At 72.2% G+C, this 18,949-nt stretch carries 18 protein-coding genes; 12 read left to right on the forward strand and 6 right to left on the reverse strand.

What is annotated here, in order from left to right; all coding sequences use genetic code 11:
* Positions 1 to 35 precede the first annotated feature (35 nt).
* The 8 genes from DEJ48_RS20395 to DEJ48_RS20430 all read left to right on the forward strand — a co-directional run bounded on the left by DEJ48_RS20395 (position 36) and on the right by DEJ48_RS20430 (position 6,581).
* Positions 36 to 263 (forward strand): hypothetical protein, encoded by a 228-nt coding sequence (locus DEJ48_RS20395; protein ID WP_150217569.1) that lies wholly within the window; start codon positions 36 to 38, stop codon positions 261 to 263.
* The gene (locus DEJ48_RS20400; protein WP_150169680.1) at positions 250 to 504 is read left to right on the forward strand and encodes a hypothetical protein; all 255 of its coding nucleotides are present in this window, start codon (positions 250 to 252) and stop codon (positions 502 to 504) included. The genes DEJ48_RS20395 and DEJ48_RS20400 overlap by 14 nt, the downstream gene beginning before the upstream one ends.
* 173 nt (positions 505 to 677) lie before the next feature.
* Positions 678 to 1,097, forward strand: coding sequence for a hypothetical protein (locus tag DEJ48_RS20405; protein ID WP_150217570.1), 420 nt, complete (start codon positions 678 to 680; stop codon positions 1,095 to 1,097).
* Between the two features lie 3 nt (positions 1,098 to 1,100).
* A complete protein-coding gene (locus DEJ48_RS20410) occupies positions 1,101 to 2,135 on the forward strand; it encodes a polyphosphate kinase 2 family protein (protein WP_150217571.1) in 1,035 nt (344 codons plus the stop codon).
* On the forward strand, positions 2,132 to 4,876 hold the full coding sequence (locus DEJ48_RS20415; protein WP_150217572.1) for a cation-translocating P-type ATPase: 2,745 nt from the start codon (positions 2,132 to 2,134) through the stop codon (positions 4,874 to 4,876). The genes DEJ48_RS20410 and DEJ48_RS20415 overlap by 4 nt, the downstream gene beginning before the upstream one ends.
* A gap of 28 nt (positions 4,877 to 4,904) precedes the next feature.
* Positions 4,905 to 5,375 carry a hypothetical protein gene (locus tag DEJ48_RS20420; protein WP_150217573.1) on the forward strand — a complete coding sequence of 157 codons (471 nt, stop codon included), beginning with the start codon at positions 4,905 to 4,907 and terminating at the stop codon, positions 5,373 to 5,375.
* A gap of 82 nt (positions 5,376 to 5,457) precedes the next feature.
* Positions 5,458 to 6,075 carry a hypothetical protein gene (locus tag DEJ48_RS20425; RefSeq protein WP_150217574.1) on the forward strand — a complete coding sequence of 206 codons (618 nt, stop codon included), beginning with the start codon at positions 5,458 to 5,460 and terminating at the stop codon, positions 6,073 to 6,075.
* Positions 6,072 to 6,581, forward strand: coding sequence for an RDD family protein (locus DEJ48_RS20430; protein WP_150217575.1), 510 nt, complete (start codon positions 6,072 to 6,074; stop codon positions 6,579 to 6,581). The genes DEJ48_RS20425 and DEJ48_RS20430 overlap by 4 nt, the downstream gene beginning before the upstream one ends.
* Positions 6,582 to 6,604: 23 nt before the next feature.
* Here DEJ48_RS20430 and DEJ48_RS20435 read toward each other — a convergent pair whose 3' ends face one another.
* From DEJ48_RS20435 to DEJ48_RS20450, 4 genes are read right to left on the reverse strand one after another with little or no spacing between them, the layout of a single operon-like run.
* Positions 6,605 to 8,023, reverse strand: a complete 1,419-nt coding sequence (locus DEJ48_RS20435; protein WP_150217576.1) for an MFS transporter — start codon at positions 8,021 to 8,023, stop codon at positions 6,605 to 6,607.
* A 16-nt stretch (positions 8,024 to 8,039) separates the two neighbouring features.
* Positions 8,040 to 9,527, reverse strand: a complete 1,488-nt coding sequence (locus tag DEJ48_RS20440) for an alpha-amylase (RefSeq protein WP_150217577.1) — start codon at positions 9,525 to 9,527, stop codon at positions 8,040 to 8,042.
* Complete coding sequence (locus DEJ48_RS20445) at positions 9,524 to 12,217, reverse strand: MGH1-like glycoside hydrolase domain-containing protein (protein WP_150217578.1); 2,694 nt, start codon at positions 12,215 to 12,217, stop codon at positions 9,524 to 9,526. Before DEJ48_RS20445 ends, DEJ48_RS20440 begins: the two co-directional genes overlap by 4 nt.
* The gene (locus DEJ48_RS20450; protein ID WP_150217579.1) at positions 12,214 to 13,707 is read right to left on the reverse strand and encodes a hypothetical protein; all 1,494 of its coding nucleotides are present in this window, start codon (positions 13,705 to 13,707) and stop codon (positions 12,214 to 12,216) included. The genes DEJ48_RS20445 and DEJ48_RS20450 overlap by 4 nt, the downstream gene beginning before the upstream one ends.
* Positions 13,708 to 13,839: 132 nt before the next feature.
* Between DEJ48_RS20450 and DEJ48_RS20455 the strand changes: the two genes are divergently transcribed.
* The 3 genes from DEJ48_RS20455 to DEJ48_RS20465 all read left to right on the forward strand — a co-directional run bounded on the left by DEJ48_RS20455 (position 13,840) and on the right by DEJ48_RS20465 (position 17,342).
* Entirely contained in the window at positions 13,840 to 14,379 is a 540-nt protein-coding gene (locus DEJ48_RS20455; protein WP_150217580.1) for a DUF1269 domain-containing protein, read from the forward strand.
* The gene (locus tag DEJ48_RS20460) at positions 14,379 to 14,864 is read left to right on the forward strand and encodes a DUF1269 domain-containing protein (RefSeq protein ID WP_150221279.1); all 486 of its coding nucleotides are present in this window, start codon (positions 14,379 to 14,381) and stop codon (positions 14,862 to 14,864) included. The genes DEJ48_RS20455 and DEJ48_RS20460 overlap by 1 nt, the downstream gene beginning before the upstream one ends.
* Before the next feature lie 165 nt (positions 14,865 to 15,029).
* On the forward strand, positions 15,030 to 17,342 hold the full coding sequence (locus tag DEJ48_RS20465) for a LuxR family transcriptional regulator (RefSeq protein ID WP_150217581.1): 2,313 nt from the start codon (positions 15,030 to 15,032) through the stop codon (positions 17,340 to 17,342).
* A gap of 48 nt (positions 17,343 to 17,390) precedes the next feature.
* Here the strand turns inward: DEJ48_RS20465 and DEJ48_RS20470 are convergent, their stop codons facing one another.
* Together DEJ48_RS20470 and DEJ48_RS20475 are read right to left on the reverse strand one after the other, a co-directional pair.
* A complete protein-coding gene (locus DEJ48_RS20470; RefSeq protein ID WP_150217582.1) occupies positions 17,391 to 17,900 on the reverse strand; it encodes a helix-turn-helix transcriptional regulator in 510 nt (169 codons plus the stop codon).
* Positions 17,901 to 17,980: 80 nt separating this feature from the next.
* On the reverse strand, positions 17,981 to 18,262 hold the full coding sequence (locus tag DEJ48_RS20475; RefSeq protein WP_150217583.1) for a hypothetical protein: 282 nt from the start codon (positions 18,260 to 18,262) through the stop codon (positions 17,981 to 17,983).
* A 178-nt stretch (positions 18,263 to 18,440) separates the two neighbouring features.
* On the opposite strand from DEJ48_RS20475, the gene DEJ48_RS20480 reads away from it, so the two are divergent.
* Positions 18,441 to 18,941, forward strand: coding sequence for a hypothetical protein (locus DEJ48_RS20480; RefSeq protein ID WP_150217584.1), 501 nt, complete (start codon positions 18,441 to 18,443; stop codon positions 18,939 to 18,941).
* The last annotated feature ends 8 nt before the right edge of the window (positions 18,942 to 18,949 follow it).

An 18,949-nucleotide genomic window follows, 5' to 3' on the forward strand; every position in this document is an offset into this window, starting at 1 on the left:
GAGGTTCCGAGGTCTCGAGTCCTGGGAGGACGATCATGACCGATGCCACGCGCAGAGGACTGCGCACCGCCGTACAAGCACTCGTCACCCTCATCACCGCGCTGCCGCTGCTCGCCGCCGATCCGGGCGTCGCGGACGTCCCGGTGCTCGCGGGCCTCGTGGCCCTCGCCGCGGCGCTGAGCCGCCTGATGGCCGTGCCGGCCGTCGAGGCGCTGCTGCCCCCGTGGCTGCGGAGGCGGGGGGTGGACGATGGCGGGAGCTGAGACGGGGAGCGTCCCCCTGGAACTGGAGCGGCTGCGCCGTTCCGTGGACGTCGGTTTCGCCACGACCAGGGGTGATCTCGCCCTCCTGCTCCAGCGCGCCGACCAGACCGACAAGACCCTCTCCGAGCACGAGGACCGCCTCGACGCCCTGGAACGCAGCCGCTGGCCCCTGCCCTCCCTGGCAGCGATCACCTCCTGCACCGCCCTGGCCGTCACGCTCTGGCAGGCGGGGGGCAGGTGAGGCACTGACGCACGACGAAGGTGACACACGACGAAGGGCCCGGCCGCCGCGGTGGCCGGGCCCTTTCGTCATGCCCGCTATCACCCCCGGAGGGTGACCACCGGCCGCCGGCCGGGGAGAAGACTCCAGGCGCAATGGTGCAACCGGCACTCCCTCGACTTGGAGGTCCTGTCATGGCCACCTCGACACCTGTGCACCACCGTACGAGCAGCACCGCGCAGGCGGCCGCCGCCGGGCTGACCGTCTTCGCGGCGGTCATGCTGATGATCGCGGGCATCATGGGCTTCATCCGCGGTCTCATGGCCGTGCTCGAGGACGATGTGTTCCTGACGACGCGCGACTACGTCTTCCAGTTCGACCTGACGAGCTGGGGCTGGATCCACCTGATCCTCGGTGTCGTCGCGATCGGCGTCAGCGCGGGCCTGTTCGTGGCGATGGCGTGGGCCCGGGTGCTCGGCGTGATCATCGCCGGGCTGCTGATGATCGCCAACTTCCTGTCGATCCCCTACTACCCCTTCTGGTCGCTGACCCTGATCGCCGTCAACGGCTTCATCATCTGGGGTCTGTGCGTGGTGCGGCGCGAAGACGTCTGAGCCATGCGGGACGGACGGGAACGTACACCGGAGAAGCAGGCCCGCCGGATCGCCGAGTTCATCGCCCCGCTCCGGGTGGCGCCAGGCGCGAAGGTGAACCTGGCCAGGGACTTCGACCCCGCGCACAAGGCCGGGATCAAGGACAAGACGGCAGGGCAGGAACTCCTCGCCACAGGAGTCGAGTTGCTCGCCGACCACCAGCGTCGTCTGGCCGCCCAGGGCACCCACGGGGTCCTGGTCTGTCTGCAGGCGCTGGACGCCGGCGGCAAGGACGGGACGATCCGGCACGTCATGAGCGGGGTGAACCCGCAGGGCGTGCACGTGACCAACTTCCGGGTGCCGTCGGCCGAGGAGCTCGGTCACGACTACCTCTGGCGTTACGCCTGCCGGCTGCCGCGGCGCGGGGAGATCGGCATCTTCAACCGGTCGCACTACGAGGAGGTCCTGGTGGTGCGGGTGCACCCCGAACTCCTCAGCCGGCAGCGGATACCGGGTACGGGCGAGGTGGGCAAGGCGATCTGGCGGCGGCGCTTCCGGGAGATCAACGACTGGGAGCGGTATCTGGCCGAGAACGGGTTCCGGGTCGTCAAGCTCTTCCTCAACCTGTCCAAGGAGGAACAGCGCACCCGTTTCCTGCGGCGGATCGACGTACCGGAGCGGAACTGGAAGTTCTCCGCGGCCGACGCCCGCGAGCGCACCTTCTGGGACGCCTACCAGTCCGCGTTCTCCGAGATGCTCTCCGCCACCAGCACCCCCTGGGCGCCCTGGTACGTCGTCCCCGCCGACCGCAAGTGGTTCGCGCGCATCTGTGCGGCGGCCGTGCTCGCCGACACCCTGATCGGGATCGACCCGCGCTATCCCGAGATCGACGACAAGAGCCGACGTGAACTGGCGCGGGAGAAGGTCCTGTTGGAGAGCGAGGCCCCGGCGGGGTCGGTGCCCGACCCGTACGCGGCGAAGCTCGCCAAGGGACCCAAGGGGGTCAAACAACCCAAGGGGAGCAAGGGAAACAGGAAGAACACGAGGCGGCAGCGATGACGGCATCCGCACCCGCGCCCGCACCCGGACACCGCCCGCCCCCGGCCCGGACCGCCGCCTGGCACGCGGACTCCGCCGAGTCGGTGGCCGCGCGCCTCGGCGTCGATCCGGCCGTCGGCCTGGACGCCGGGCAGGTGGCCGCGCGGCTGGCCGAGGACGGCCCCAACGCGCTGCCGGAGGAGCGGCCGCCGTCCGGGCTGCGGCGGTTCCTCGGCCAGTACACCTCGTACATGCAGATCATCCTCGTCTGCGCCGCCGTGGTGTCCCTCGCCGTCCAGGAGTGGGGGACCGCGGTGGTCCTCACGGCGCTGACCGTGCTGAACGCGGTCATCGGGATACGTCAGGAGGGCAAGGCGGAGAGCGCCATGAACGCCCTCAAGGCGATGACGAAGTCGACGGCGCGGGTGCGGCGCGACGGCACCGAGGCCAGGGTCCCCGCGGAGGAACTCGTCGTCGGGGACGTCGTCCTCCTCACCGCGGGGGACGAGGTGCCCGCCGACGGGCGGCTCATCGAGGCGAACGCCCTGCAGATCGACGAGTCCGCCCTGACCGGGGAGAGCGTGCCCGCCGCCAAGGACGCCACGCCGGTGCGGGTGGCGCCGGACGTCGAGCCGACGCCGGCCGACCTCACCGACATGGCGTTCATGAACACCCCGGTGACGCACGGCAGCGCCGTCCTCGTCGTCACCGCCGTCGGGTCCGGCACCGAACTGGGCCGGATCGCGGGGATGCTGTCGACCACACCGCGTACGGAGTCGCCGCTCACCAAGGAGCTGAACCGGCTGACGCTGTGGATCGTGGGGGCCGCGGGCCTGACGATGTTCATGATGTTCGTCCTCGGCAGGCAGCGTGGCGAGCCGTGGGACATGCTGTTCATCAGCGCGGTCTCCCTGGCGATCGCCGCCGTCCCCGAGGCGCTGCCCACGGTGACACAGACGATCCTCTCCCTCGGCGGCCTCGAACTCGCCCGCAGGCACGCCATCGTCAAGGACCTGCCCTCGGTCGAGACCCTGGGCTTCACCTCGGCGATCAACTCCGACAAGACCGGCACGCTGACGCTCAACCAGATGACCGTCGTGGAAGTCGTCGACCCCTACGACCGCTACACGGTCTCCGGCACCGGCTACGGCCTGGAGGGCCGCATCCAGCACGCCGCCGGTACGTCCCCGAGCATCGAGGGCGCGATCCTCCCGTACCTCGTCGCGAGCGACGCGACCCTCGTGGACGGCAAGGTGGTGGGGGACCCGACCGAAGGCGCCCTGCTCGTGCTCGGCCACAAGGCGGGGCTCGACGTCGACGCCACGCGCGCCCGGCTGCCGCGCCTCGCCACGCTGCCGTTCGACCCCGCGTACAAGCTGATGGCCACCTTCCACGAGGCACGGGACCCGCAGGGCCGCACGGTCGTGCGCTGCTTCGTCAAAGGTGCCGCGCCCGCCGTGCTGGCACGCGCGTCCACGGCCCTGTCGTACGGCGCCGCCGTCCCCTTCGACAAGGCCCTGAGCGAGCGCGCGCAGGGCGAACTGGAGCGCATGGAGCGGGCCGGACACCGGGTGATGGCCGCCGCGACCCGTGACCTCGACCCCGCGGAGTTCACCCCGGACGGGGACCTCCTGCCGCTGATGACGGAGCTGACGGTGACCAGCCTCGTCGGCATGGTCGACCCGCCGCGCACCGAGTCCCGGGACGCCGTCGCCGCCGCGCAGGCCGCCCACATCCGGGTCCGCATGGTCACCGGCGACGACGTCATCACCGGCGCCGCCGTCGCCGAGCAGATCGGCATCCCGGGCGAGGCGGTCCTCGGCACCGAGTTCGCGGCGCTGACCGAGCGTGAGCGGCTGGCCCGCATCGACGACATCGGCGTCGTCGGACGCGTCGCCCCCGAACACAAGGTGCTGCTCGCGGAGACCCTCAAGAAGAAGGGCGACGTCGTCGCCATGACCGGCGACGGGGTCAACGACGCCCCGGCCGTGAAGGCCGCGGACATCGGCATCGCCATGGGCTCCGGCACGGAGGTCACGCGGAACGCCGGACGCATGATCCTCGCCGACGACAACTTCGCCACGATCGTCCACGCGGTCGAGCAGGGCCGCAAGATCTACGACAACCTCACCAAGTACATCCGGTTCGTGCTCGTGCTGCTCGTCGCCTTCGTGCTGACGTTCCTCGGCGCGACGCTCTTCGACATCGCCGACGGGGAGCCCTTCACGCCCGCGCAGGTGCTGTGGATCCACTTCTTCGTCAACGCGGCGTTCGGCTTCGCCCTCGGCTTCGACCGGGTCAGCGCGGGGCTGATGAGCCGCCGTCCGCGCCCGCGCGGCGAACCCGTGATGACGGGCGGCCTGATGCTGACCGTCGGACTCGTCGGGACGGCCCTGACCGTCGGGCTGCTCGGCATGATCAAGCTCGGCGAGACGCGGTTCGACAGCCTCGCCGTCGGCAACTCCATCGCCTTCACGACGTTCGCGCTGTGCCTGCTCGTCGCCGCCCTCGAATGCCGCGACCAGACGGGCACGGTCTTCACCGCCGACTCCTTCGACAGCAAACAGCTGAACTGGACGCTCCTCGGGGAGTTCCTCCTCGCCGTCGCCGTGACCCAGACGGACGTCTTCAACCGGCTCCTCGACACCACACCGCTGACCATCGGCCAGTTCGGCTGGGCCCTCCTGCCCGCTCTCGCGCTCCTCGGCCTGTGGGAGCTCGGCAAGTTCGCCGCGCGCCGACGGCTCCGTCCCCCGTCGTGATCCGTCCAGGTCCAACAGGAGGTTCGACATGGCTGAGCACTACACCCGGAACCCGGCCGCCGGTCCCGGCGCACCCCCGCCCGAACCGGAGCACCGCGTCAACGTGGTGACCCTCGGCGGGGTCGTGTTCGCCGCGTGCGTGCTGGGCCTCGTCGGCTCGTTCCACGTCGTCGCGGGCCTCTCCGCGATCCTCAGCGACAACTACTACGAGACGCAGAACAACTATTCCTACGACTTCGACGTCAACACCCGCGGCTGGGTCGAGATGCTCACCGGGGTCGTGGTGCTCGCCGCGGCGCTGAGCCTCTTCTCCGGCAAGACGTGGGCCCGCGGCGTGGGCATCGGGATCGCGGGGCTCAGCGCGATGGAGCACTTCTTCTTCACGCCGTACCACCCGGTGTGGTCGGCGCTCATCATCCTGCTCGACGTGGTGGTGATCTGGTCCCTCGCCACGTACGGGCGACGCGAGGCCCACAAGGCCTACGGGGCGCCCCTGTGAGGAACTGAGGACCGTCCCGCGGCCGCGAACCTCACCCGCCGGGGAGGAGGCCGGCGGCCCGGCGGTCCGGTGCGATGCCGAGGTGGACGCACACAGGGACACCGGCATCGCCGGCACGCTGCTGTTCGTGCCGCGCCTGGTGCTCAGGGCCGCGGGCGCCGGTCTCGACGCGGTCGTACGCGAACTGCTCGCCGCCGTCGTGCGGCGCATCGAACTCGACGACGTGGTGTCCCGCGTGGACGTCGACCGGGTGGTCGAGCGGGTCGACGTCGACCGGGTCGTGGAGCGCGTCGACGTGGACCGGATCGTGTCCCGTGTCGACGTGAACCGGGTCGTGCGGCGCGTGGACGTGGACCAGGTCGTGGACCGGGTCGACGTCGACGCGATCGCCCGGCGCCTCGACGTGGAGCGGGTGGTGGAGCGGGTCGACGTGGACGCGATCGCCCGGCGCCTCGACGTCGACGCCGTCATCGCCCGTATCGACCTCGTCGCCCTGGTCCTCGACGTCCTCGCGGAGATCGACGTGCAGCGCATCGCCAGGGAGGCGGGCAGCGGCATGACGCGCGAGACCGTCGAGGCCGTACGGGAGCGCGGCATCAGGGCCGACCGTCTTGTCACCCAGCTCACCGACCGCCTGCTGCGCCGGACGCCCGACGCCCGGAACGGCACCCCGCTGCCCCCGCCGGTGCGGCCGGCGTGAACGGCGGCGCGGCGGCCCCGGACGGGCCCTGGCAGGCGCGGGGGAAGCCCGCGGGCCTCGTCTCGCGGCTCGCCGCCGGGTGCGTCGACGCGCTGGTCGTGGCGCTGCTCGGGGTGCTCCTGCACCTGGGGGCGTCCGCGCTCGTGCTCGTGGTGACCGGTCCGCCGTTCCGCAGCCTCGACCCGCCCGCGTGGGTCACGGCCGTGTGCGGCACGGTCCTCGTCCTCGGCTACGCGGCGGGCAGCTGGGTCACGACGGGGCGCACCGCAGGGGGCCAGGTGATGGGGCTGCGGGTGAGCTCCCGCTCGGGGCGGCTGCTGAGGGTCGCGCCCGCGGTGCTGCGGGCCGCGCTCTGCCTCGCGCTCCCCGCGGGCCTGCTGTGGATCCCCCTGAGCCGCCGCAACGCCTCCGTCCAGGACCTCCTGGTACGCAGCACGGTGGTCTACGACTGGACCCCGCGCAGCCCGGCGGTCTCCGCGTACCGCAGAGGCGCCCCGAACCCGTAGCCGCCCCAACCCCTGGGCCGCGCTCAACCCCCGGCCCCGGCGGCCCGCGTCGTCGAAACGTTCGGGGCCGAGCCGCCCGGCAGCAGTGTCGCCGCGCCGAGGCCGACCAGGCCGAGGGCGGCGAGGGTGATCATCGCGGCGGCGTACGCGTGGGCCGGGTCGGCGACGAGGATGGTGCCCGCGACGGCGGTGCCCACGGACGAGCCCAGGTTCGACACGCTGCGGGACAGGCCGGATATCTCGCCCTGCTCGTCCTCGGCGAAGCTCGACTGGACGATGTTGACCGACGGGGTCAGCATCACCCCGAGGCCCACCCCGATGAGGAAGAGCCCGGGGGACGAGGCCCAGGCGCTCGCGGCGCCGCCCGACATGACGAGCAGGACGACGATGCCGCCCAGGGTGAGGGCGAACCCGGCGGTGATGAGCGTCCGTTGGGCGCGGCGCCGGGCGAAGCGCTCGGCGGCCAGGGACGAGGCGAGCAGGCCCACCGTGGCCGCCGTGAAGATCACGCCGGTCTCGATGGCGTTGTGGCCGCGGACGACCTGGAGGTAGGCGGCGACGACGAACGACACCCCCATCAGGACGAGCCACTGCACGTGCTGGGTGATCAGGCCCAGGTTGGAGGTGCGGTTGTGGAAGAGGCCGGTCGACAGGAGCGGTTCCTTGCCCGCCCGCTCCATCGCGCGTGCCGAGCGGAAGAACCAGACGAGGACCAGCGCCCCCGCGGCGAGCAGCCCGACGGCCAGCCACGCGTTGTCGTCGACGGCCAGGATGCCGGTCACCAGGACGATGAGCCCGACGGCGCTGAGCACCGTGCCGCGGACGTCGAAGGACGCGGTGGGGTCGGCGGGCAGCGGATCCGGCACGCGACGGCTCAGCAGCAGGATGGAGCCGACGATGAGGGCCTGGAACACGAAGGCCGCGCGCCAGCTGACCGCCGTGGTGATGAGCCCGCCGATCAGCGGCCCCGCGGCCGCGCCGATGCCGCCCATCGCCATGATGGCGCCGAAGGCGCGGGCCCGTGCGGTGACGCCGGTGAACAGCAGCGTGGCGAGGATGTACACGGGCGGGATGAGCAGGGCCGTGCCGATGCCCTCCAGGACGGAGTTGCCGAGGATGAGCAGGCCGAGTCCGGGCGCGAACGCGCTGAGCAGGGCGCCCACTCCGTACACGGCGAGGCCCGCCTGGAAGCAGCGCTTGCGGCCGTAGCGGTCGGTGAGTTTCCCGCCGGGGATCATCAGGGCCGCCATCACGAGAAGGAAGATCGTGATGGCGGTCTGGACGCCCTGCACCGTGGTGTCCAGGTCCTCGCTGATGTCGTTGATCATCACGTTCATGTTGGAGCCGGCGAAGCTGCAGATGAACTGGGCGAGGGCGAGGGGCAGCAGGACGTGGCGCGGTCCTCCTTCGGCCGCTCCCGACGGGGCGGTGTGGTCGGCCATGGGTGCCGCCGTCCGGTCAGGTGCCGCTGTCGGCGGTGACGGCGAACACGTGGGTGCCCCAGGGGGCGAGGTCGACGTAGAGACCGGGGTCGGTCAGCTCGTCGCCGGAGCGTGCGTGGCGTGAGCCGTCCAGGAGGTCGGTCAGCCGGGCCGGGCGCCCGCCCAGTTCGGGCCAGGGCAGCCGGATCCTGGCCTGCGCGGACTGCCCGGAGAGGTTCACGGCCACGGCGAACCGTCCGCGGGCGCCGGTCCAGCTCCAGGCGAGCACGGAGCGGTGGCTGGGGTTGTCGGGCCATCCCTCGCTGTCGAGCAGCCGCCAACTGCCCTCGCGCATCCCGCTCTTGTGGACGGCGGCCAGGAGCCGTTCGTGGAAGGCGCGCAGCTCGGTGTCGGGTTCCTCGTCGGGCCCGCGGTCCAGGAAGACGGGCAGCTGGGTGCGGCGGCCCGTGAACTGGCCCTCGTGCCACAGCGTGGCCCCGGGCAGTGTGGCGATGACGACGGCCGCCGCGCGCTCCTTGTCCGCGGGCAGCGTGTGCGCGGCCCTCGGCTCGTCGTGGTTCTCCAGGAACCGTACGAGACGGCGCTGGTAGTCCACCGGCGCCCGGAGGTGCTGGCGGACGGATTCCGCGTCCTCGTGCACGATGCGGTCGTAGAGCCGCTTGTCGTAGCAGAAGTCGAATCCCTGTTGCTGGAGGGCCCATTCGAGGTCCCAGTACGCCTCGGCGGCGAAGACCATGGCCGGGTGGCGGCGCCGGACGTCGGCGAACACGGCCGGCCAGAACTCCTCCTGGGGCGCGACCCCCGCGTACTGCCCCCAGGTGCGGGCGAACACGTCGTTCATGAGCAGCATCGCCATGTCGCAGCGCACCCCGTCGCAGACGCTGCCGATGTCGGTGAGGACCCGGGCGGTGGCGGCGCGCAGGGCGGGCGCGAAGGCGTCGAGCTGGACGACGTCGGGCCAGGGCGGGAAGAACGGGTCCCGGCCACGCGCGTACACGTCGGTTCCGGTGTCGAGGAACGCGGCCGGATCGCGCCGCAGGTCCTCGGCGGTGCCACGGACGAAGTACTCGGGGTGCTCGGTCACCCAGGGGCTGTCGGGCGCCACGTGGTTCGGCACGTAGTCGAGCAGCAGCCCGACGCCGCGCCGGTCGAGTTCGGCGCGGGCCACGGCGAGCCCCTCGGCGCCGCCCAGGGCCGCGTCGGCCTCGTAGCGGCGGATGCAGTACGGCGACCCGGCGATCTCGTCGTCGGCGATGTCCGGCACCGCCCGCGCGAACGCGTCCCGCAGCGACGCGTCGCGCAGGGCGATGGCGCGGCCCGCGGGGCTGCGCTCCCACACCCCCATGAGCCAGACGGCGTCGACGCCGTGCGGGGTGATGTGGTCCCAGGCGTCCTTGGGGACGTCGGCGAGGCCGGTGCGGGAGCCGGTGCGCCGCTGGAGCTCGCGCAGCCACACCCGGGTGTTCACTTCGTGCACGACGGGTTGTGCGGGCAGCCCGGTCATGAGGTCCCCTCCCCGGGGTCGGCCAGGAAGTCCCGGGGGCCGAGGCTCCCGAAGATCATCATCAGGGGGGCCACCAGGCCGGTCCAGCCGGTCTGGTGGGCGGCGCCGATCCCCGCGCCGTTGTCCCCGTGGAAGTACTCGTGGAACGAGATCAGGTCGCGCCAGTGCGGGTCGTTCTGGAACGTCTCCTGCCCGCCGTAGACGGGCCTGCGCCCGTCGGGGCCGCGCAGGAACGTCGCGCCGAGCCGCCGCGATATCTCCTCGGCGACTTCGTAGAGGGTCATGCGCACCCCGGAGCCGGAGGGGCACTCCACGGTGAGGTCGTCGCCGTAGAAGCCGTACAGGTTGAGCAGGGCCCGTACGACGAGGGCGTTGACCGGGAACCACACGGGCCCGCGCCAGTTGGAGTTGCCGCCGAACATCCCGGAGTCCGACTCGGCGGGCACGTAACTCACCTGGTGCTGCTCGCCGTTGACCCAGAAGGTGTAGGGGTGCTCCGCGTGGTGGCGCGAGAGCGCGCGCAGGCCGTACGGGCCGAGGAACTCGTCCTCCGACAGCATCCGTTCGAGGACGCGCAGGAGCTTCTTCTCGTCCATCACCGACAGCAGCCGTGGCCCGCCCGTGGAACCGGCGCGGGCGGAGGCGAGGGTGGCGGAGAGCGAGGGGTGGCGGGTCGCGAAGCGGTGAAGGCGTTCGCGGAGACCGGACACCTTCGCGAGCTGGGAGGGCCGGAACACGGTCGACGCGCAGAGCGGAAGGAGGCCGACCATCGAGCGCACCTTGAGGCGGACCGCCTGCCCGTCGGGCAGCCGCAGCACGTCGTAGTAGAAGCCGTCCTCCTCGTCCCACATGCCGTCGTCGAGGTCGCCGACGCGGTCCATGGCGGCGGAGATCCACAGGTAGTGCTCGACGAACTTCAGGACCAGGTCCTCGTAGGCCGGGTTGTGCTCGACGAGTTCCAGGGCGATCTGGAGCATGGCCTGGCAGTACAGGGCCATCCAGGCGGTCCCGTCGGCCTGTTCGAGCTGGCCGCCGGTGGGCAGGGGCGCGCTGCGGTCGAAGACGCCGATGTTGTCGAGGCCGAGGAAGCCGCCCTGGAAGACGTTGCGCCCCGTGGGGTCCTTGCGGTTGACCCACCAGGTGAAGTTCGTCAGGAGCTTCTGGAAGGTCCGCTCCAGGAACGCGCGGTCGGCGTGGCCGCTGATGCGCTCCTCCATCATGTAGACGAAGTACGCGGCCCAGGCGTGCACCGGCGGGTTGACGTCGCCGAAGTTCCATTCGTACGCGGGAAGCTGTCCGTTGGGATGCAGATAGGCGTCCCGGGTCAGCAGCTCCAGCTGCTCCTTCGCGAAGCCGGTGTCCACCATCGACAGGGCCACGGCGTGGAAGGCGAGGTCCCAGGCGGCGAACCAGGGGTACTCCCACTTGTCGGGCATGGAGATGATGTCGTCGCTGACCATGTGGAACCACTCGCGGTTGCGGGTGTCGTCGCCCCGCGGCAGGCTCCACGGCGCGAGGCCGTGCTCGGCCAGCCACGTCTCCAGGTCGAAGCAGTAGTACTGCTTGCTCCACAGCATCCCGGCGAACGCCTGCCGCATGACGCGGCGTTCGTCCTCGCCCGCGCTCTTGGGCGCCAGCTCGTCGTAGAAGCCGTCCGCCTCGGCGATGCGTGCGGCGAAGACCGAGTCGAAGCCGCGGCCGAGCGAGGGCTGCGAGCCGGCGGGCGCGAGCCGCATCCGCAGGGTCGTCGAGCCGCCCGGGGGCAGGGTGAGGGTCCAGTGGGCGGCCGCCTTGGTGCCGTGCCGCGCCGGATTGACGGCCCCGATCTCCCCGTTCACGACGTGCCGGCCGATGCCGTCCTTGGTGTACGCCGATGCGTTGGGGGAGCCGAAGAGGCGCTCGTTGTTCGTCTCGTTCTCCGTGAAGAGCAGCGGCACCCGGTCGCCGAAACGGAGTTCGTAGCCGCCGAGTGCGGGGTGGGTCGCGGTGAGGGCCACGGTTCCGGCGGGGCTCTCGGCGGCGGAGATCCCGGGCTTCTCGTCGCCGTCCTCGGTCCACGACCAGGTGTTGCGGAACCACAGCGTCGGCAGGACGTGCACGGTGGCTTCATCGGGCCCGCGGTTGTCGACGGTGACGCGGGCGAGGACGTCGTCGTGCGCGGCCTTGGCGTACTCGACGGTCACGTCGAAGTAGCGGTTGTCGGCGAACACGCCGGTGTCGAGGAGTTCGTACTCGAAGTCGCCGCGCCCGCGCTCCCGGTTGGTGGCCACGAGGTCTTCGTAGGGGAACTCGGCCTGCGGGTACTTGTACAGGTAGCGCAGGTACGAATGACTGGGCGTGCTGTCGAGGTAGAAGTAGTACTCCTTCACGTCCTCGCCGTGGTTGCCCTCGCCGTTGGTGAGGCCGAAGGCGCGCTCCTTGAGGATGGGGTCGCGGCCGTTCCACAGCGCGAGGGCGAAGCAGAGCCGCTGCTTCTCGTCGCAGATCCCGCCGAGACCGTCCTCCCCCCAGCGGTAGGCGCGGGACCGGGCGTGGTCGTGCGGGAAGTACGACCACGCGTCGCCGTTCTCGCTGTAGTCCTCGCGGACCGTGCCCCACTGGCGCTCGCTCAGGTAGGGCCCCCAGAGCCGCCACCGGCCTTCCTCGTCGCCCCTCGGGCCGATCCGTTCGCTGCTCGTGCCTGTGCTCATGGGTTCCCTCCGTGCGACGAGGTGACCTGGGCAGCGTCAGTCTCCGTGGCCGGTGCCTGCCCGGCCTCACCTGCGGTGGGTGAGGCGTCGTCGCGGTCCTCGGAGGCCGTTTCCCCGGCCGGTTCGGGCCCGCCGCGCGCCAGGAGCGTGACCCCCGCCTCGTACGCGAGGAGCACCAGGGCGACGACGAGCAGGGCCGTCCACGAGGCGAACAGCAGGGCGACGAGGACCGCCACGACGAGCCCCCCGACCCGCAGCACGTCGGCGTGCGCGCGGAGCCACTGCCGTGCCCCCGCACCCGTCGCGCGGCGCGCGGCCCGCGCCACGAGCCCCCCGGACGCCCGCGCGCCCCTGGCGACGGTGCGGCGCAGCCACACGGGCAGCCTGCCCGGCCCGACCAGGTAGGCGACGACCGCGACGGCGACGCCGATCCACAGGAGCTGGGCGCCCCGCTCGCGCAGGGTCTCGAACACGGTCCACAGCACGTCGCGCACCCCTTCCCGGTACGCGCCCGGCTTCACCTGGGCCAGGAGCTGGTCCCGCACCGCCCGCAGCACGCTGGTCAGCACGGTGACGGCGACCACCAGCCACAGGCCGAACTGGAGCACCGTGCGCCGCCGGTTCGGGGAGATCCACAGGGCGAGGGCGAGCAGGACGGGTACGGCGATGACGATCCCCCACACCGCCCGCTTGAACAGCAGCACCGCCTCCTGCACCTGGCTCAGCTCACCGCGGTCGTAGAGCCGCACCTGCCCGAAGTCGTCCGGCAGCGTCACACCGAGCGCCTCCTCGATGCGGTCGTGCAGGCCGGGCGGTATCTCGCCGGAGGTGATGCGGGGCAGGTCGAGGTCCTTGCCGAAGAGCGTGGGGAGCCGGTCCTCCAGGGTGTTCAGAACGTTGTTGATCATCGGCAGGAGGTCGAGGGTGACGGTGTCGCCCTCGGCGCGCACGTTCTTGTTCTTCTCCTCCAGGATCGCGACGATCCGCTCGTGCGCGAACCGGTTGGTGGTGCGCCACAGGGACCGGAACTCGTCGGTGGCGATGGGGTCGGAGATCGAGGAGCGCACGTAGTCCCGCACCGCCCCGGTGACCGGCGGGGCCAGGAACGCGGCCCGGTCGGGCAGCGCCTCCGCCAGCCGGTCCTCCACGTCGAGCCGGCCGAAGATCTGGTCCGTGAGGTACGCGGACACGGCCCTGTTCACCGCCGGACGGCTCGGCAGGTCGTCCACCGTGTCGACCCACCGCCCGGTGCTGAGCGTGGTGCGCGCGCCCCACACGCCGACGACCGAGGTGACCGTGAGGACGGCCGCCAGGGCGATGAGCACGGCGGCGGTCACGCGCCGCACCACCAGGAGGCGGGCCTTCCTGCTCCGCCGGGTGTCGGCGTCGGCCCGCAGGGTCGCGACCTCCGCGCGCAGGCGCACCAGTTCGTCGTCGGCACCGGGGGCTCCGGTGGTCGTGCGGTCGTCCGCAGCTTCTCCGTGGGCCATGGCGTCGCACCTCCGGCGCCCACTGTCGGGCAGCGGCCGCGGCACGACCTTCACCTGTGGTGGGTGACGTGGTGCGGGGCACGAAGCGGCCTGATGGAAGCGAACCGTCGATTTTCGAGGAAGGGGGTCCCGATGAGCACCATCGGGCCCGTACAGCTGCTGACGGTCGAGTTCGGGCCCTCGGCCAAGTTCGAGGGCCGGGTCATCGAAGAACTGATCATCCTGGAGTCGAACGGGCAGATCCGCGTGCTCGACATGCTCTTCGTGGCGAAGGAGACCGACGGACGGCTGACCGCCCTCGACTACCAGGCCGAGGACATGGGCGACACCGTCGCCGCGCTGCTCGGCATCTCCCGCGACAGCGTGCGGGGGTCGGAAGAGCTGTATCCGTCCGTGGCCGAGGGGAACGCCTTCGGCCTCAGCCGCGCCGAGATCAAGGACACGGCCCGGGAGCTGGAGCCGGGCAGCGCCGCGGCGTTCATCCTCTTCGAGCACGTGTGGGCGAAGTATCTGCGGGCCGCCATCCGCAACGCCGGCGGCGTCCCCGTCGCCGAGGGGTTCCTCACCGAAGAGGCGCTCCTGCCCATCGCGGCCGAGCTCGTCGCCGCGGCGGACCAGCGGGGGGAGCCGATCTCCCCCCGGGACCACGAGACCAGGTTCAGGAGGACATGATGGCCGATCTAGTCGTGCTCGGTTTCACCGACAAGGACAAGGCCGAAGCGGTCCTGCGGCTCAGCAAGGAGCTGTCGCGCCAGGAGCTGCTCGACCTGGAGGACGCCGCACTCGCCTGGCGGACCCCGGACGGAAAGGTCCACGTCCGCCAGAGCTACAGCCTCACCGGGGCCGGAGCGGCGGGCGGCGCCCTGTGGGGGACGCTGTTCGGACTGCTCTTCCTGATGCCGGTGTTCGGTGCGGCGGTCGGCGCCGCCACCGGCGCGGTCGCCGGGAAGCTCTCCGACATCGGCGTGAACGACGCCTTCGTCAAGGAGGTCGCGAACACGCTGGAGCCCGGCAGGGCCGCGGTCTTCGCGCTCGTGCGCCGCTCCACCCCCGACCGGGTACGAGAAGCGCTACGCCCCTTCAACCCCACCGTCCTGCGTACCTCCCTCACCAAGGACCGGGAGGAGGAACTCGTCGAGGCGCTCCAGTCCAAGTGAGCCCGGTGCCCGGCCGCGTACGCCGCCCCGCAGGACAGCGCACGTGCGCCGGGCGCACGGAAACTTCACCCGGGTGAGATGGCTCCCCCCAGAGGGTGCCGTCGCACCCGCCGGACCCAGACTCGTCTTTCCAGCACCACCCGATCCGAGAGGGAGGTGCCGTCGATGGACGACCACCTGGGGAGGCCGCCCGCCGAGACCGTCTTCACACCCGAAGCACCCGTGCCGGGACCCCGCACGGCCGTGCCCGAACCCCGCACCGTCGTTCCCGAACTGCCCGGGTGGCTCGTCCCGCGCCCGCGGCTCGCCGAACGGCTCTCGCGCGGCGTGCTCGGGCCGCTGACCGTGGTCGTGGGGCCGGTGGGAGCGGGCAAGTCCGCACTCGCCACGGAGTGGCTGCACACCGGCAGGGCCCCCGGCCCGGTGGCCTGTGTGCGGTGCGAGGGGCGCGAGGAGCGCCCGGACGTCTTCTGGCCACGCATCCTGACCGCGCTGCGCGGCGCGGGCGTGGACCTTCCCGCCTTCGACGACGTGCCCGTCAACGAACTGCTCGTCGCACGGCTCTCCGCCCGGCTCGCGCTGCGTGCCGCGCCGGTCGTGCTGGTGCTCGACGACTTCCAGCCGGAGCCGGGCTCACCGGTCGCCGAGGGCGTCGTCAGCCTCCTGCGGCACACCTCGTCCATGCTGCGCCTGGTCGTGCTCTCGCGCCGGGACCCGCCGCTGCACCTGCACCGCTACCGGCTCGCCCGCGAACTCACCGAACTGCGCACCGCCGACCTGGCGTTCACCGACGCGGAGACCGCGTCGCTGCTGTCCCAGCACGGACTGGACGTGGCCCGCCACGTGGTCAGGGCGCTGCGGCGGCGCACCGCGGGCTGGGCGGCGGGGATCAGGCTCGCCGCGATGTCGATGCAGGGGCAGCTCCATCCGGACCAGTTCATCGCCCGGTTCGCCGGTGACGACGAGGCGATCGTGACGTACCTGGTGGAGGAGGTGCTCGACGCGCAGTCCCCCGAGATGCGCAGGCTGCTGCTGACGACGAGCGTCCTGGAGCACGTGAACGCGGAGCTCGCCACGGAGGTCGCGGGCGCCGACGCGGGACGGTACTTCGCCATGCTCGTACGGCAGAACTCCTTCCTGCAGCCCGAGGGGCAGGGCTGGTTCCGCTGTCACCGGATGTTCGCCGACGTGCTCCAGCTCAGGCTCCAGCACGAACTGCCGGGCAGCGTCGCCGGAGTGCACCGGCGGGCCGCCGCCTGGCTGGCCGCCCACGGCTGCCTCGCGGCGGCGGTCGGTCACGCCCTCGCGGCGGACGACGCCCACTACGCCGCCCGTCTGGTGGTCGACCAGCTGGGCATCGGACAGCTCCTGGGCCTCACGGCGACACGGCTGCCGGACATACCGGGCCAGTGGACCCCCGCGGAGGCACGGACGGAGGACCCCGAACCCGTGCTCGTCGCCGCGGCCGCGCAGCACACCGACGCCGACGCGGTCGCGGACGCGCTGGCGGAGGCGGCCCGGCTGACCGACGGGCTGCCGGACGCGGAGGCCGACCGGATGCTCAGGTGCCGGCTCACGCACGCGGTGATCCGGATGGCGGCGGAACACTCCAGGGACCCCGCGGCCGCGCGGACCGCGGCCGCCGAGGCGAGGGCCCTGTGCGCACGGCTGCCCGCGCACGCGTTGGCGGAGCGGCCGGAGATCAGGGCGCTGACGCTGTTCGTGCTGGGGCGCGCGGAGCTGCGCGCCGGAGACCTGAAGGCGGCCGAGCCCCTGCTCACGAGCGGCCTCAAGGCGGCGGGAGCCACCGAGAACGGCACCCTGCGCCGGGGCTGCCTGGTGGAGCTCGCCCTGCTCGAAGCGGTCCGCGGCCGCTTCCGCGCGGCCGGCGAGTTCGCCACGCTCGCGACCAGGCCGCCCTTGCCCACCTGGACCGCGCGGGACAGCTCCAACGCGACACTGCTGGTCGTACGGGCATGGGTCGCCCTCGCACGCGGCGAACCGGCAACCGTACGAGCCGAGTTGGGGCACGTGGGCGCCGCGTTGCACGCGCTGCCCGACCCGTTCACCGCGGGCGTCGCGTCCCTGGTCGGGCGGCTGGTCAACATCGCCGAACAGGCCCTGCCCGCGGCCCCCGGGGCGCTCCTGGACACCGCGGGACCGTGGCTGCCCCCGACACTGCGGCAGCCCCTGACGAGGGCCTGTGCGGCCTCGCTCGACACGCCCTGCGCCCGGGCCCGCCACTCCGAGCCCGGCGACGGGCACGGCACGGCCGACGTCGCGGTCGAGCGGCTCACCGCCAGGGAGGAGGACGTGCTGGGGCGGCTGTCGCAGATGATGACGACCGAGGAGATCGCGGAGGACCTCTACCTCTCGGTCAACACGGTGAAGACCCACCTGAAGAGCGTCTACCGCAAGCTCTCCGTGTCCCGCAGGTCGGCGGCGGTACGGCGGGCGCGGGAGCTCCAGCTGCTGTGACGCCGACGTGTGTGGTGCGGAGGAGGCGCGGGACGAAGGAGGCACGGGTCAGAGGAGGTGCAGCTCGCGGGCGCGGTGCAGCGCCTGCGAGCGGGAGCTCACGCCGAGTTTGCGGTACACGGAACGGGTCTGACTCCGGACCGTGTTGAGGGAGACGTGCAGGCTGTCGGCGATCCGGCGCAGCGGCACGTTCTCGTTCTCCCGCAGCTCCCGCAGCACGACGAGTTCGCGGCGGGTGAGCGGTGCGGTGAGGGGGGCGGTGAAAGACGCGGCGAGGGGCGCGGCCGGGACCGACGCCACCGCCGTGAGGGCCGCCGACGCCTCGTCCGCCAACAGCTTCGCCGTGCGCGCGTCCGCCGCCTTCCCGGCGATCTCCACGAGCACTCCGGCCAGCCACACGAGACAGGCGGTCTCCAGCGCGTCCGTGCGGTCCGGAGCGTGCCCCGACGCGCGCAGGGCCCTGCGCAGTCCGGCCCCGCGGCCCGGCACCGGCGGCCGTGCCGTCGGCACCCGGCCGTCGTGCGCCACGCACAGGGGATGCGCCGTCACCGCGTGCATGTCCTCACCTTCCCGGCCGGTCGGCAGCACATACACCCACGGTGACCGCTCCCCACGGCTCCGGGAAGGGCTCCTACGGCCTATCCGGAGGGCTTTTCGGCCCTGGAGGGCGGGGGCAGGCCGCGCACCTCCAGGAGTTCGAGCCCCAGCGCCTGGATGCGGTCGAGAATGCCGTACAGCGCGCTCTGGTCGATGCCGCCCCCGTACATGACGGTCTCCGCGGGACGCAGCGTGACCGTGAGTTCGGCGAAGGCGGACCGGAGCCCCTCACCGAGGGTGCCGCGCACCCGGATCTCGAACCTGCCGCCGTCGGGGAGCGGTTCGGACCGCCCCGTACCCGCGCCCGGCCGATCGGTGCCCATGGCATCACCTCCTGCGATACCTGCCCGTGCGGCCATTCTTCCGGCCCTGTCCCGCGGGGCCTCACCCCGGCCAGGTGACTGTGTTCCCGCCCGGCCCCGCATCTCGCCTGCCAGGGGTGAACCGCTCCGGGACGGGCCGGGCCAGGCTCCGGCCTCAGCCGGAGCGAAAGGAGCAGTCATGGCCGAACATGCCCGACCGCAGGGACCCGCCGCCGGTCCGCGGGAGCCCGCCGCCGGCCCGCTCGCGGTCACCACCGTCGTGTTCTCCGTGTGCGTACTGACGATCGTCGGCAGCTACCACGCGATCGCAGGGTTCGCCGCGCTCATCGACGACAGGTTCTTCGCACGGCCGGACGACTACCCCTACGCACTCGACGTCACGGCCTGGGGCTGGCTCCACCTGATCATCGGCATGATCGTCCTCGCCGCCGCGCTCACCCTCCTCAGCGGGTACCTGTGGGCGCGTGCCGTCGGCGTGACGGTCGCGGGGCTGAGCGCGCTGGAGTGCTACTTCTTCGTCCCGTACTACCCGGTGTGGTGCCTCGTCATGATCGCGCTGGACGTCCTGGTGATCTGGTCCCTGGTCCGGTACGCCCGTCCCGTGTCCCACAAGCTCCTGGGCGCGGCCGACACGGACCACGAGCACGGCCCCGACGACGCGGACGACACCGCACGGTGACACCCGCC

This window comes from Streptomyces venezuelae (assembly GCF_008642315.1).
In the GTDB taxonomy this organism is placed as follows: domain Bacteria; phylum Actinomycetota; class Actinomycetes; order Streptomycetales; family Streptomycetaceae; genus Streptomyces; species Streptomyces venezuelae_D.

Excerpts from the sequence above, each read along its gene's own strand:
- DEJ48_RS20395 (WP_150217569.1), top strand. The coding sequence starts at position 36 with ATGACCGATGCCACGCGCAGAGGACTGCGCACCGCCGTACAAGCACTC.
- DEJ48_RS20400 (WP_150169680.1), top strand. The coding sequence starts at position 250 with ATGGCGGGAGCTGAGACGGGGAGCGTCCCCCTGGAACTGGAGCGGCTG.
- DEJ48_RS20405 (WP_150217570.1), top strand. The coding sequence starts at position 678 with ATGGCCACCTCGACACCTGTGCACCACCGTACGAGCAGCACCGCGCAG.
- DEJ48_RS20410 (WP_150217571.1), top strand. The coding sequence starts at position 1,101 with ATGCGGGACGGACGGGAACGTACACCGGAGAAGCAGGCCCGCCGGATC.
- DEJ48_RS20415 (WP_150217572.1), top strand. The coding sequence starts at position 2,132 with ATGACGGCATCCGCACCCGCGCCCGCACCCGGACACCGCCCGCCCCCG.
- DEJ48_RS20420 (WP_150217573.1), top strand. The coding sequence starts at position 4,905 with ATGGCTGAGCACTACACCCGGAACCCGGCCGCCGGTCCCGGCGCACCC.
- DEJ48_RS20435 (WP_150217576.1), bottom strand. The coding sequence starts at position 8,023 with ATGGCCGACCACACCGCCCCGTCGGGAGCGGCCGAAGGAGGACCGCGC.
- DEJ48_RS20440 (WP_150217577.1), bottom strand. The coding sequence starts at position 9,527 with ATGACCGGGCTGCCCGCACAACCCGTCGTGCACGAAGTGAACACCCGG.
- DEJ48_RS20445 (WP_150217578.1), bottom strand. The coding sequence starts at position 12,217 with ATGAGCACAGGCACGAGCAGCGAACGGATCGGCCCGAGGGGCGACGAG.
- DEJ48_RS20450 (WP_150217579.1), bottom strand. The coding sequence starts at position 13,707 with ATGGCCCACGGAGAAGCTGCGGACGACCGCACGACCACCGGAGCCCCC.
- DEJ48_RS20455 (WP_150217580.1), top strand. The coding sequence starts at position 13,840 with ATGAGCACCATCGGGCCCGTACAGCTGCTGACGGTCGAGTTCGGGCCC.
- DEJ48_RS20460 (WP_150221279.1), top strand. The coding sequence starts at position 14,379 with ATGGCCGATCTAGTCGTGCTCGGTTTCACCGACAAGGACAAGGCCGAA.
- DEJ48_RS20465 (WP_150217581.1), top strand. The coding sequence starts at position 15,030 with ATGGACGACCACCTGGGGAGGCCGCCCGCCGAGACCGTCTTCACACCC.
- DEJ48_RS20470 (WP_150217582.1), bottom strand. The coding sequence starts at position 17,900 with ATGCACGCGGTGACGGCGCATCCCCTGTGCGTGGCGCACGACGGCCGG.
- DEJ48_RS20475 (WP_150217583.1), bottom strand. The coding sequence starts at position 18,262 with ATGGGCACCGATCGGCCGGGCGCGGGTACGGGGCGGTCCGAACCGCTC.
- DEJ48_RS20480 (WP_150217584.1), top strand. The coding sequence starts at position 18,441 with ATGGCCGAACATGCCCGACCGCAGGGACCCGCCGCCGGTCCGCGGGAG.